At 63.2% G+C, this 12,649-nt stretch carries 12 protein-coding genes; 10 read left to right on the top strand and 2 right to left on the bottom strand.

The features are described from left to right. Positions 1-4 precede the first annotated feature (4 nt). From DCD74_RS08430 to DCD74_RS08385, 10 genes are all read left to right on the top strand, one after another. Positions 5-1,672, top strand: coding sequence for an FkbM family methyltransferase (locus tag DCD74_RS08430; RefSeq protein ID WP_162615951.1), 1,668 nt, complete (start codon positions 5-7; stop codon positions 1,670-1,672). Positions 1,673-1,679: 7 nt separating this feature from the next. Then, positions 1,680-2,654: a UDP-glucose 4-epimerase GalE gene (galE, locus tag DCD74_RS08425; RefSeq protein WP_112926922.1), complete on the top strand. Its 975-nt coding sequence runs from the start codon at positions 1,680-1,682 to the stop codon at positions 2,652-2,654. 15 nt (positions 2,655-2,669) lie between these two features. Then, complete coding sequence (locus DCD74_RS08420) at positions 2,670-4,025, top strand: phosphohexomutase domain-containing protein (RefSeq protein ID WP_112926921.1); 1,356 nt, start codon at positions 2,670-2,672, stop codon at positions 4,023-4,025. 8 nt (positions 4,026-4,033) lie between these two features. Next, the gene (gene rfbB / locus DCD74_RS08415; protein ID WP_112926920.1) at positions 4,034-5,086 is read left to right on the top strand and encodes a dTDP-glucose 4,6-dehydratase; all 1,053 of its coding nucleotides are present in this window, start codon (positions 4,034-4,036) and stop codon (positions 5,084-5,086) included. Positions 5,087-5,098: 12 nt separating this feature from the next. After that, on the top strand, positions 5,099-5,983 hold the full coding sequence (gene rfbA, locus DCD74_RS08410; RefSeq protein ID WP_112926919.1) for a glucose-1-phosphate thymidylyltransferase RfbA: 885 nt from the start codon (positions 5,099-5,101) through the stop codon (positions 5,981-5,983). Then, entirely contained in the window at positions 5,980-6,537 is a 558-nt protein-coding gene (gene rfbC / locus DCD74_RS08405; protein WP_112926918.1) for a dTDP-4-dehydrorhamnose 3,5-epimerase, read from the top strand. The genes rfbA and rfbC overlap by 4 nt, the downstream gene beginning before the upstream one ends. Next, positions 6,534-7,436, top strand: coding sequence for a dTDP-4-dehydrorhamnose reductase (gene rfbD, locus DCD74_RS08400; protein WP_112926917.1), 903 nt, complete (start codon positions 6,534-6,536; stop codon positions 7,434-7,436). The genes rfbC and rfbD overlap by 4 nt, the downstream gene beginning before the upstream one ends. Positions 7,437-7,580: 144 nt before the next feature. Further along, complete coding sequence (locus DCD74_RS08395; protein ID WP_112926916.1) at positions 7,581-8,291, top strand: CoA transferase subunit A; 711 nt, start codon at positions 7,581-7,583, stop codon at positions 8,289-8,291. A 1-nt stretch (position 8,292) separates the two neighbouring features. Next, on the top strand, positions 8,293-8,922 hold the full coding sequence (locus DCD74_RS08390; protein WP_112926915.1) for a CoA transferase subunit B: 630 nt from the start codon (positions 8,293-8,295) through the stop codon (positions 8,920-8,922). Further along, positions 8,922-9,797, top strand: coding sequence for an aldose epimerase family protein (locus tag DCD74_RS08385; RefSeq protein ID WP_112926914.1), 876 nt, complete (start codon positions 8,922-8,924; stop codon positions 9,795-9,797). Before DCD74_RS08390 ends, DCD74_RS08385 begins: the two co-directional genes overlap by 1 nt. Here DCD74_RS08385 and DCD74_RS08380 read toward each other — a convergent pair. Then, a complete protein-coding gene (locus DCD74_RS08380; RefSeq protein WP_112926913.1) occupies positions 9,726-10,979 on the bottom strand; it encodes a glycosyltransferase in 1,254 nt (417 codons plus the stop codon). The two genes, DCD74_RS08385 and DCD74_RS08380, sit on opposite strands and share 72 nt — an antisense overlap. Further along, the gene (locus DCD74_RS08375) at positions 10,979-12,607 is read right to left on the bottom strand and encodes an electron transfer flavoprotein-ubiquinone oxidoreductase (protein WP_112927751.1); all 1,629 of its coding nucleotides are present in this window, start codon (positions 12,605-12,607) and stop codon (positions 10,979-10,981) included. The genes DCD74_RS08380 and DCD74_RS08375 overlap by 1 nt, the downstream gene beginning before the upstream one ends. Positions 12,608-12,649 lie beyond the last annotated feature (42 nt).

Below are 12,649 nucleotides of genomic sequence, written 5' to 3'. Positions count from 1 at the left end.
GGACATGACGCACCTGGCGTTCGAACGGGCCCGGATCCTCGGCGAGATACGGGAACACATGCCCGAAAACCCGATTCTCAACGGCTGGACATCCTATTCCCGCTGCGACGAGGATGGAATCATTGCCGAATGCTTGCGTCGCATTGAAGGACGCGTTGGGATCGGCAAGACCTGCATCGAGGTGGGGTGTGCCGACGGCTTGCAGAGCAACACCCATCAGCTCCTGCTCGACGGCTACCGTGGCATCTGGGTGGATGGCGACACCGCTCGCATCGAACGCATCAGCTCCGCAATCGGGCAGACATCCGCGAACCTGCTGGCGCTCCCGTTGATGGTGGATACGTCGAATGCCGGCAAGCTGGCGATTCGATGCAGCCGGTTCCTCAGCACCCGCGATATCGACGTGATGTCGCTGGACATCGACGGCAACGACCTCGCCGTGGTCCTGGCGATGCTCGAGCACATCTCTCCGAAGATCCTGTGTCTTGGATACAACGCGAAGTTCCGGCCTCCGCTTGCGCTCGCTGTCCAATACGGCCCCGCGCACATTCGGGAGGACGACGACTATTTCGGCGCATCTCTGCAGGCGTGGGTGGATGCGCTTGCTCCTGGATTCGTTCCGGTGTGTTGCAACATTTCCGGTACGAATGCATTTTTCGCGCGCCACGACATTGCCGACTGCTTTGTGCAGTATCCGCTTCAAGAGCTTTACCAGCCGCCTCGCTACTGGCTGATCGACCAGTCCAAAGGGCACAAGGCATCACTTAAGTGGCTGGCACAGGCGGTTGCAGGAAGCGGATCAACGCATGCCGTGACCCGGATCGTTCACCCGGCCGGCATGGAGCCCTATCCGCTCGCGGTGCACGCGGTGCCTGATCAGTATGTCAGCGGAGACATAATCCGCGACGGAACCTGGGAGCCATTGGAAACCGAGTTGCTGCGCAGGCTTTGCTTGCCCGGTGACCACGTGCTGGACCTCGGGGCAAACATCGGTTGGTATTCCGTGCTGTTCGCAAAATGCTTGGGCGAGCACGGCCGGGTGGATGCATTCGAGCCAGACCATGCAAATGCACAGTTGCTGGACATGAATCTGGCGTTGAACGATGTGCATTCGGTCGTCGATGTCCATCGCTGCGCGGTCGCCGAACAGGCGGGTGTTGCTGCACTTTTCCGCAGCGACACCAATCTGGGGGATCACCGCATCTTCGATGACGGCGAGCGTGGCTTGCCGTCGGGTCATGTGGAGACGGTGTGCCTTGACGACTTTCTGGACTCCCGCGCATGCCGGCTGCCCGACATCCTGAAGTCGGACACGCAGGGCTCGGAAGGCAGGGTTTTGCGCGGGGCTCGGCGCCACATCGAGGCTGGTTGGCGCCCGGTCATGGTCCTGGAGTTCTGGCCTTTCGGCTTGACGGAAAGCGGGGAAGAGCCGAAACGGATTCTCGACCAACTGCTGGCTTGGGAATACGAACTCTACGAAGTGTCCGAGGGCAACGGCCATCTCCGGACACTGGATCTGGACAGGCTGTTCGAGCGGATGGAAGCGGAACTCTCGCCCGCAAACGGCGGTTTCATCAATCTGCTTTGCATGCCGAAGCGTTCTTCGCGGAGGGATGTGGTAGCTCAGATGCTGCAGGAGGCTTTGGAAGTCAAGGGGGCGGCTCATGCCTGAGCAACGGATGAATATCCTCGTTTGCGGCGGTGCTGGCTACATTGGCAGCCACATGAGCAATGCCTTGGTCGATGCGGGCCATGATCTCGTTGTGCTGGACAACCTGTCGACCGGTCACGCTGAGTCCGTGTCGGGCATTGAGCTGATCGTGGGCGACATCGCCGACGAGGCCGCGATGACGAAGCTGCTGGCGGAGCGGCGCTTCGATGCCGTCATGCATTTCTGTGCAAGTTCGCTCGTGGGCGAGTCCGTGCGCGATCCGTTGAAATACTATCGCAACAACACGGCTGCGACGCTCAATCTGCTGTCGGCGATGAGGGATGCAGGCGTTGGGAAGCTCGTCTTCTCCTCCACAGCCGCGGTGTATGGAATCCCATGCAGCGATCTGATCGATGAAGCGCATCCGTGCAAGCCCATCAATCCCTACGGCACAAGCAAACTTTTCGTCGAACGCATCCTGGCCGACGCCGCCGAAGCGCACGGAATGCGATCGGTGAGCCTGCGCTACTTCAATGCCGCAGGAGCTTCGCCACGACACCGGATCGGGGAGTCACACCAGCCCGAGACGCATCTGATCCCGAACGTGATGCGGGCAGCGCTCGAGCAGGGCACACCCGTAAGCGTGTTCGGCAGCGACTACGAAACGCGTGATGGCACCTGCATCCGTGATTTCGTGCATGTGGACGACTTGGCCGACGCACATCTGCGCGCCATCGACCACATGCACGCAAACGAGGGATCGCACGTCTTCAACCTCGGGAGTGGGCAGGGCTATTCGGTGCTGGAGGTCATCGAAAGCGTGAGCCGCGTGACTGGTGTGCAGGTGCCCGTGCGATACGACAGGAGACGGCCCGGGGATCCCCCGGTCCTCGTCGCTGCCTCCGAACGCGCGCGCAGCGATCTGGGTTGGCAGCCACGCTACGTCAGGATCGACGATATCGTTGCTACGGCTTGGGAGTGGCATCGCGCTCCCGCTTTCTGATGACAGGTGCATCGCATGCAATCGCAGTGTTTCAAGGCTTATGACATTCGTGGCAAGGTGCCGGGCGAGCTGAACGAGGCGCTTGCGGAACGGATCGGGTATGCGTTGTCGTTGCAGTTGGGGGGCGGGCTGGTCGTGGTTGGCCATGACGTTCGCCTCACAAGCCCGGTACTTGCGGATGCGGTTTCGCACGGACTGGCGGCAGGCGGACGCGGGATTATCGATATCGGTCTATGCGGTACCGAGGAGGTCTATTACCAGACCGACGCGCGGAATGCTGCAGGCGGGGTCATGGTGACCGCCAGCCACAACCCGATGGACTACAACGGCATGAAGCTGGTTCGCAAGGGCGCGCGCCCGATCAGCGGCGACAGCGGGCTGCACGCGCTGCGCGATTGGTCGATCGGCAACGAGCCAATGCGTTCGCCGGCAGCATCGCCCGAGAAGCTGGTTGACCCTGACAGATCCGGCTACGTGCACCATCTGCTTGGTTATGTCGATGCCGAGAAATGGCGTCCACTCAAGGTCATCGTCAATGCAGGAAATGGCGGAGCCGGTCTTGTGGTGGATGCATTGGCCCAACATCTGCCCATGGAGTTCGTGCGCATTCAGCACGATCCGGACGGCACCTTCCCCAACGGGATTCCCAATCCGCTGCTGCCGGCAAGCCGATCCGCCACGAGCGATGCCGTGCGTGCACACGGTGCCGACATGGGCATCGCCTGGGACGGCGACTTCGACCGCTGCTTCTTCTTCGATGGCGACGGACGCTTCATCGAGGGCTACTACCTAGTCGGATTGCTTGCGCGGTCCATGCTGGAACGCGCGCCGGGCAGCAAGGTCATACACGATCCCCGGCTGGTCTGGAACACGCAGGAGATCGTGCGCGAGGCGGGAGGCGTGCCGATCATGTCCAAGACCGGACACGCGTTCATCAAGGAGCGCATGCGTCAGGAGAATGCGATATACGGCGGCGAGATGAGTGCTCATCATTATTTCCGCGATTTCGCGTATTGCGACTCCGGCATGATCCCCTGGCTTCTCGTCGCGGGGCTCATTTCCGACAGCGGACTGACACTTGGGGAATTGGTGGATGAGCGCATGCGGCGCTTCCCATGCAGCGGCGAGATCAATTTCAAGGTCGCCGAACCGCAGGCAGCCATCCATGCCATTGCGGCGAAATATGCAGCCCACAATCCCGTGATGGATCATACCGATGGATTTTCGGCGGACTTCGGTGCCTGGCGTTACAACCTGAGAATGTCCAACACCGAGCCACTGTTGCGGCTGAATGTCGAAACACGCGCCGACCCATCTCTGCTTGAGGATCGTGTCGGCGAGATCACCGACCTCTTGGAACGCTTTGGTTGAGCAGGCAAATGCCCACATGGATCGTCACAGGCGGGGCGGGCTTCATAGGCGGGAACTTCGTCCTGCACGCAGTGCAAAGTGGCGTGACGATCGTCAACCTCGATGCACTGACATATGCGGGCAATCTGGATACCCTTTCCTCGCTCGATGGCCATGTCGATCACATCTTCGTCCGTGGCGACATCGGCGACGCCGGGCTGGTGAAGCGTCTGCTGGACGAGCATCGTCCCCAAGCGGTGATCAATTTCGCCGCCGAGAGCCACGTCGACCGCTCCATAGATGGTCCGGCGGTCTTCGTGCAGACTAACGTTGTAGGTACCCTCGGCTTGCTGGAAGCTGTGCGTGACTACTGGAGGTCATTGGAGGGGGAGGCCGCGGAGCGGTTCCGGTTCCTCCACGTATCGACGGACGAGGTCTACGGTTCGCTGGGTGATACGGGACTGTTCACGGAGGAAACCTCGTATGCGCCGAACTCACCTTATTCGGCCTCTAAGGCCGCCTCCGACCACCTTGTCCGCGCCTTCCACCACACCTACGGACTTCCGGTCCTGACGACGAATTGCTCGAACAACTACGGGCCGTACCAGTTTCCGGAAAAACTGATCCCGCTCGTCATCGCCAAAGCCATCGCCGGCGAGCGCTTGCCGATCTACGGTGATGGAAAGAACGTGCGCGACTGGCTGTATGTGAGTGACCACTGCTCGGCTATCCAGCGCGTGCTGGAGGGCGGGCGGGTGGGCGAGACTTACAACGTCGGTGGCAATTCCGAGCGCCAGAATGTCGAGGTGGTAAACGCCATCTGTGCGGTGATGGATGAATGTGCTCCGCGCGCCGATGGCGTGAAGTACGAAGAGCAGATCACCTATGTGCGCGACCGTCCCGGCCATGATCGCCGCTATGCGATCGATGCGTCTAGGCTTAAGCGGGAGCTGGGCTGGGAGCCGTCCCACACCTTCGAACAGGGCATCGCAAAGACGGTGGAATGGTATCTGGCCAATCAGCGGTGGGTTACTCGGGTGCTGGATGGTAGTTATCGTCTGGAACGGATTGGCCGGGCCTGAGGAATCATACGAATGAATCGTAAAGGGATCATCCTCGCAGGCGGTTCTGGTACAAGGCTATATCCGATTACTCAGGCGATCAGCAAACAGCTCTTGCCGGTCTATGACAAGCCGATGATTTACTACCCGCTCAGTGTGCTGATGCTGGCCGGCATCCGCGAGGTACTGATCATCAACACTCCCCATGAGCAAGGCTTGTTCAAGGCGTTGTTGGGTGATGGTTCGCAATGGGGCATGGAGTTCGCGTACGTCGCGCAGCCGAGTCCCGATGGCTTGGCGCAGGCTTTCATTCTAGGCAGGGAGTTTCTAAATGGCGCGCCGAGCTGCTTAGTGCTGGGCGACAACATCTTCCATGGCCCAGGCTTGACCGCGATGTTGAAACGCGCGGATACACGAGAAACTGGTGCTACGGTCTTCGGTTACTGGGTGCAGGATCCGGAACGCTACGGCGTGGCGGAGTTCGACGTGCAGGGCAGAGTAATCGGGTTGGAGGAAAAGCCGGCCCACCCGCGCTCCAACTATGCGGTGACCGGACTGTATTTCTACGATGGCCGGGCAACGGAATTCGCGGCCGGACTAAAACCCTCGCCGCGCGGTGAGCTGGAAATCACCGACCTCAACAAGGTCTATCTCGAAGAGGGCTCCCTGCACCTTGAGCAACTGGGGCGCGGTTACGCCTGGCTGGATACGGGTACCCACCAATCGCTGGTGGAAGCGGCGAATTATATCGCCACGATCGAGCAGCGTCAGGGACTGCGCGTGTCATGTCCGGAAGAAATCGCATTCCACAACGGCTGGATCGATGCCGAACAATTGATGGAGTTGGCAAAGCCGCTTGCCAAGAACGGTTATGGCCAGTATTTGATGAGCCTGCCAGAGCGGGGCTACGTGCCGTGAAAGTCATTGAGACGGATCTTCCGGGCTGCCTGATCTTCGAGCCGCGCGTATTCGGTGACGACCGCGGGTTTTTCTTCGAGTCCTTCAATGCGGACAAGCTGGCAACGCTTGGGCTGGACCTGCAGTGGAAGCAGGGCAACGTCTCGTCGTCCGCGCAGGGCGTGTTGCGCGGCCTGCACTACCAGTGGCCGAAGCCGCAGGGGAAGTACGTATCCGTGGTGGAAGGCGAGGTCTGGGATGTCGCGGTGGATATCCGTCGCGGATCACCGACGTTCGGCAAATGGACCGCGGTCGTGCTGAATGCAGAAAGCAAGCGCCACTTCTGGATACCGGAAGGCTTCGCCCACGGCTTCGTGACCCTGAGCGAGCGAGCGGTTTTCACCTACCTGTGCACCGAAACGTACGATGCGCAGGCCGACGCCAACATCTCCTGGAATGATGCCCAGCTGGCGATCGATTGGCCGGTAGCGTCGCCCTCGCTGTCGGCGAAGGATCTGGTCGCGCCGTTCCTTGCGGACATCCCCCAAGACCGGCTGCCGCGCTACACGCCATGAAGATCCTCCTGCTGGGTGCGAACGGGCAGGTCGGCACGGAATGCAGGCGGAGTCTTGCCGAACTGGGCGATGTGGTCTGTGCCACGCGCAACGGCGCGCTTGCCGATGGTGCGCAGTGCGAACAAGCCGATTTCGATGACCCGCACGGCGTGGCTGACGTTGTCCGCCGGATAGCGCCGGACGTGGTCGTCAATGCCGCTGCATACACCGCGGTCGACAAGGCCGAATCCGAGCCCGAAGCCGCATTCCGTGCCAATGTCGAATCGCCCGGCGCGATCGCTTGGGCCTGTGCGGGAAACGGCGCCTACCTCATCCACTATTCAACGGACTATGTGTTCGATGGTGCAGGCGCGGTGCCTTATACGCCTGACCAAGCCACCGCGCCGCTCGGCATCTATGGCGCCAGCAAACTCGCGGGCGAGGAGGCCATCCGCGCATCGGGATGCGATCACGCGATCCTGCGCACGGCATGGGTCTATGCGTCGCACGGTAAGAACTTCCTGCTGACGATGCTCCCCCTCGCCCACGAGCGCGACGAGCTGCGCGTGGTGGGCGACCAGATCGGCACGCCGACGCCGGCAGCGCTCATAGCGGATGTGACTGCGCGAATCGTCAATGCCCGGGATCGAAAAACCGGCCTTTGGCATCTCACGCCACACGGGCAGACAAGTTGGCATGGCTTCGCGGAGGCGATCATCGAAGGTGCATTCGAGCGCGGATTGCTCGCCAGGAAGCCCGTCGTTTCCGCGATCACGACCGCGGACTTTCCGACGCCTGCGAAGCGTCCTGCATGGTCGGTGCTGGACAACACCAGCCTCGCGCAGGACTGGGGCATCCAGCTTCCTGATTGGCGCGACGCCTTGATGTCTGTGCTGGATGAGATCGTGGCATCCCGTTGATCGCAGCCCGCGCTTTTGGATGCATCGTGTGGTGTAGCGCGTTGGAACAGGGCCACCTAGTACCTTCGGACAATGCGCCACGGTAGAGGCCGCGCCGACCCGGCAGGCTAAACTAGCCGGACGTCCCTTCATGGTGTGCGCCCGATGAGTCAAAGCAAGCTCCAGCCCGATGCGCGTACCGCGCTCGAGGGCATTGTCGCCGATGGCCAGACGCTGGCCGTCGGCGGTTTCGGCCTGTGCGGCATCCCGGAAGCCTTGATCGCCGCATTGCGCGATTCCGGCGTCAAGCAGCTGACCGTCATCTCCAACAACGCCGGTGTCGATGGGTTCGGCCTCGGGCAATTGCTGGGCACGCGTCAGATCCGCAAGATGATTTCGTCGTACGTCGGCGAGAACAAGGAGTTCGAGCGCCAGTTCCTGGCCGGCGAACTCGAACTGGAGTTCAATCCGCAGGGCACGCTGGCCGAGCGCCTGCGTGCGGGTGGCGCCGGCATCCCCGCATTCTTCACCGCGACGGGCTTCGGCACGGTCGTGGCCGAGGGCAAGGAGACCCGCGAAATCGACGGCCGCCATTACGTGCTAGAAACCGCGCTCAAGGCCGATGTCTCGCTGGTCAAGGCGTGGAAGGCCGACAAGGCCGGCAACCTCGTCTTCCGCAAGACCGCGCGCAACTTCAACCCGGCGTGCGCGATGGCCGGCAGGACCTGCATCGCGGAAGTGGAGGAACTGGTGGAGATCGGCGACATCGATCCCGACCACGTCCATCTGCCCGGCATCTACGTCGACCGTATCGTGGTCAACGCCACGCCCGAGAAGCGCATCGAACAGCGCACCATCCGCACGGAGGGCAACTGACATGGCCTGGACCCGAGAACAGATGGCGCAGCGTGCCGCGCAGGAGCTCACCGATGGCGCCTACGTCAACCTCGGCATCGGACTGCCGACGCTGGTGGCGAACTACATCCCCGAAGGCATGGACGTCTGGCTGCAGAGCGAAAACGGCTTGCTCGGCATCGGCCCGTTCCCGACCGAGGCCGAACTGGACGCCGACCTGATCAACGCCGGCAAGCAGACCGTGACCGCGATGCCGGGCGCCAGCTTCTTCGGCAGCCATGATTCGTTCGCGATGATCCGTGGTGGCCACATCGACCTCGCCATCCTCGGCGCGATGGAAGTGACCGACAAGGGTGACCTCGCCAACTGGATGGTGCCCGGCAAGATGGTCAAGGGCATGGGCGGCGCGATGGACCTGGTGGCCGGCGTGAAGCGCGTGGTCGTGCTGATGGAGCACACCACCAAGACCGGCTCGTCCAAGATCCTGCCCGCGTGCACCCTGCCGCTGACCGGCGTAGGCGTGGTCAACCGCATCATTACCGAGCTGGGTGTGTTCGATGTCGCGCCGGAAGGCCTGAAGCTGGTCGAGCTGGCGCCAGATGTCAGCTTGGACGAGGCCAAGGAAAAGACCGGCGTTTCGCTGGCGGCCTGATGGGCGTCATCGAACTGGTGTCGCCGGACGGCTGCTCGCGGGCAGCCGTTTCCGCGTTCGGCGCCCGCGTGCTGTCGTGGCACTGCCGCGGCCGCGAGCGCATCTTCGTGCCTGAGGCTTTGGCGGCCGATGAGCGCGCCGCGCCGCATGGCGGCATCCCGGTGCTGCATCCGCAGTTCGGTTTCTTCGGGCCGGGGCGCAAGCATGGCTTGGTGCGTGACAATGTGTGGATGCATGACGGCGGCGACGCACATTCGGCGTCGTTCCGGATCGTGCTGGGTCGAGCCGCTTCCGATGAGCCCGCCCACGACGTGTCCCTGCGCGTCGTACTGTCGGACGTCGCACTCGAAGTGCAACTGGCGGTGGTGAACAGGGAGGACGCCGCTTCCGAATTCACCTGTGGACTGCATACCTATCTGCGCGTCGATGACATCGCGCAGGCCACGCTGGCAGGTCTGGAGAGCACTGCGTATATCGATGCGCTGGCGGGATTGGCCGAGACGCCTGCCGAAGCGACGCCACTGCATTCGCCGACCAACGTCGACCGCGTCTATGTCAAAGCACCCGCGCGCCTGCATATCGACGACGGGCACGAACGGCTCGCCATCGCGCAATCCGGCTTCGGCGACACGGTGGTGTGGAACCCCGGCGCGGAGATCGCGCGCTGCTTCAACGATCTCAATGGCGAAGAATGGCGGCGCTTCCTATGTGTCGAAGCGGCGCAGATCAAGCCGCCGGTCGTCCTCGCGCCCGGGGCGACGTGGCGCGGCAGCCAGCGGCTGGAAGTGTGCGGTGATGATTCCCTACCGGTCGAGCAACGCGAGGATCTCCTCTCTCGCCACTTCCGGCGAGTACGCCATCCGCACGTTGAGTAGGCCGGCGGATGCGAGGTCGTGCCAGAGACCGTGATCGTGGTGAAGGCGCCAGATGGCATCAGAGAATCCTTCGGCGGAATCCGCAACCAGTACATCTTCACCGTGTACCAGGCCCATGCCTTCGATAGCCAAGGTCGTGGCAATCACGGGCAGGCCGTGGCTCATCGCGCTATTGATCTTGCCCTTGACCCCCGCACCGCTGCGCAAGGGCGCGATGGCTGCGATGCATGCGTCATAGATCGGCGCGAGGTCCGGAACACGGCCATGAAACTGGAGGCCGTCGGCCGAGAAATCGGCCTGTTCACCAAGCAAGACGTCGCCTACGACGTGCACCGTCGTTCCGGGGCACCGGGCCCTGATGGCGGGCATGATTCCGGCGGACAGCCAGGCAAGCGCTTCGCGGTTGGGTAGATGCTGTGTTCCCCCCACGAACACGACCCCTGATCGGCCCTCCGCACTGCCGGGTTCGCCACGCATCGGCCGGTGGATGTTGCTGACGACCGCATACCTGCCTTCGGCATGCAGACTTTGCAGCGTCTGTTTTTCCTTGACGCTGACCAACACTGTCACGTCGGCCATACGCGCGGCCGCAAGCTCCATTCCACGTATGCGCGATGCCATTGCGTCTGCAAGCGGGTGCTGCATGGCTTCGAGCCTTCGGCCTTCGCGGAGGAAGTGGAGGTCGACGGTATCGAACACGAGCCGTGCATCCGGTGCCAGGTGACGGATGAGGCAAGCGTGCTTGTGCACTGTCTGGAATCGGCTGAGCCAGGCAAGTCGGAGCCGGGCACGATGGGTGGATAGCCACTGAGGCAGTCGTGAAAGGGATTCGACATTCACATCGACGCCATCGATCTCCCTGCGACCGCGGATGGCCGGCACGGTGTCCGGGAACAGGGTGATGCCGTAGCCCTGTGCGGACATGATGCGCATGATCTCCACGAGGCGCATCGAGCCCGAATCCCTGGAGGGATCGGGAACTGTCCGGTCGATGACGAGGATTTGCGGCCGCCCATCACCTGCCACCTGCACTGCATGCAGGCGCGGTGCGATCATCCGCCACGCATCACGCGCACGCATGATGGCCTGCGCAGCATCTCGCTTGCGCATGGATTCAAACGCGAGTCCCAGGCCCTCGCGGAGGACGCGCCATCGCCAGCGCGCGATGGCGGCAGCGGTCATCACAGGTTCTGGTAATTCGGCCCCGAGCCGCCTTCCGGCGTCACCCAGTTGATGATCTGGTAAGGATCCTTGATGTCGCAGGTCTTGCAGTGCACGCAGTTGGCGGCGTTGATCTGCAGGCGCTTGCCGTGCGACTGGCTGGCGTCTTCCACCATCTCGTAGACGGCGGCGGGGCAGAAGCGGGTGCAGGGGTTGCCGAACTCCTCCGCGCACTGGGTCACGCAGACTTCGGTATTGGCGACGTGCAGGTGGACCGGCTGGTCCTCGTCGTGCGAGGTGGAGGCGTAGAACACGCCCTGCAGCCGGTCGCGCGGGGCGAGCGTGCGCTGCACGTAGTCGCGTTCCGGCGTGGCGCTGCCCAGGCGGTCGAGCGAGGCCCAGTCCGGCTTCACCTTCAGGGTCCACGGCGAGGCGCCCTTCACCAGCGTCTCCCAGGCGGCATTGGCCATGCCGAACCACAGGCCGCGCTTGAATCCCGGCTTCACGTTGCGCACCTCGCGCAGCTCGCGCATGGCGTCGGAGCCGCGCAGCTTGGCGTCGAAGCCTTCCGGCGCCAGTTGCGAGGCGACCAGGTGTTCCGCCGCCAGCATGCCGGAGCGGATGGCCTGGTGGGTGCCCTTGATCTTCGGCACGTTGAGCAGGCCGGCGCCATCGCCGATCAGCAGCGCGCCCGGCATCTCCAACTTGGGCAGCGACTGCCAGCCGCCGGTGACGATGGCGCGCGCGCCCGCCGAGACGATGCTGCCGCCTTCCAGCAGCGGCGCGATCATCGGGTGCGCCTTCCACTGCTGGAACGCTTCCCACGGCTTGTAGTCCGGATCGTGGTAGTCGAGACCGCTCACGTAGCCGATCGCCACGCGCCCGCCTTCCAGGTGATAGAGGAAGCTGCCGCCGTAGGTGTGGTTGTCTGCCGGCCAGCCCAGGGTGTGGACGATCTTGCCGGGCGTGACCTTCGCCGCATCGACCTGCCACAGCTCCTTGATGCCGATCGAATAGCTCTGCGGGTCGGATTCCGCATCCAGCCCGAAACGCTTCACCAGCTGCTTGGTCAGCGAACCGCGCGCGCCTTCGGCCAGCACCGTGACCTTGGCGTGGATGTCGATGCCCGGCGTGTACGATGGCTTGTGCGCGCCGTCCTTCGCGATGCCCATGTCGCCGATGCGCACGCCGATCACCTTGCCGGCATCGTCGTGCAGGGTCTGCGCCGCGGCGAAGCCCGGGAACACCTCGACGCCCAGCGCCTCGGCCTGCGGGGCCAGCCACGCGCACAGCGCGCCCAGCGACACGATGAAGTTGCCGGTGTTGTGCATGCCGGGCGGCAGCGGCAGCCTGCGCTGGCCGGTCTTGGACAGCAGCCAGAATTCGTCTTCCTTGGCCGGCACGCAGACCGGCGGCGGGGCTTCGCGCCAGCCGGGCAGCAGCGCGTCCAGCGGGCCGGGTTCGATCACCGCGCCGGACAGGATGTGCGCGCCGACCGCGGCGCCCTTCTCGATCACGCAGACCGAGGTTTCCGGCGAGAGCTGCTTGAGGCGGATCGCGAACGACAGGCCGGCGGGGCCCGCGCCCACGACGACCACGTCGTACTCCATCACGTCGCGTTCGATCTCGGGGGTGTTCGGGTCGGTCATCGCGGCATCTCCATTCATGCCCGGATTGTCCGGGTTTGCGGC

Source organism: Lysobacter oculi (assembly GCF_003293695.1).
Taxonomy (GTDB): domain Bacteria; phylum Pseudomonadota; class Gammaproteobacteria; order Xanthomonadales; family Xanthomonadaceae; genus Solilutibacter; species Solilutibacter oculi.
Note: the sequence above shows the minus strand (reverse complement) of the source record. Positions and strands in the feature narration are given on the sequence as shown.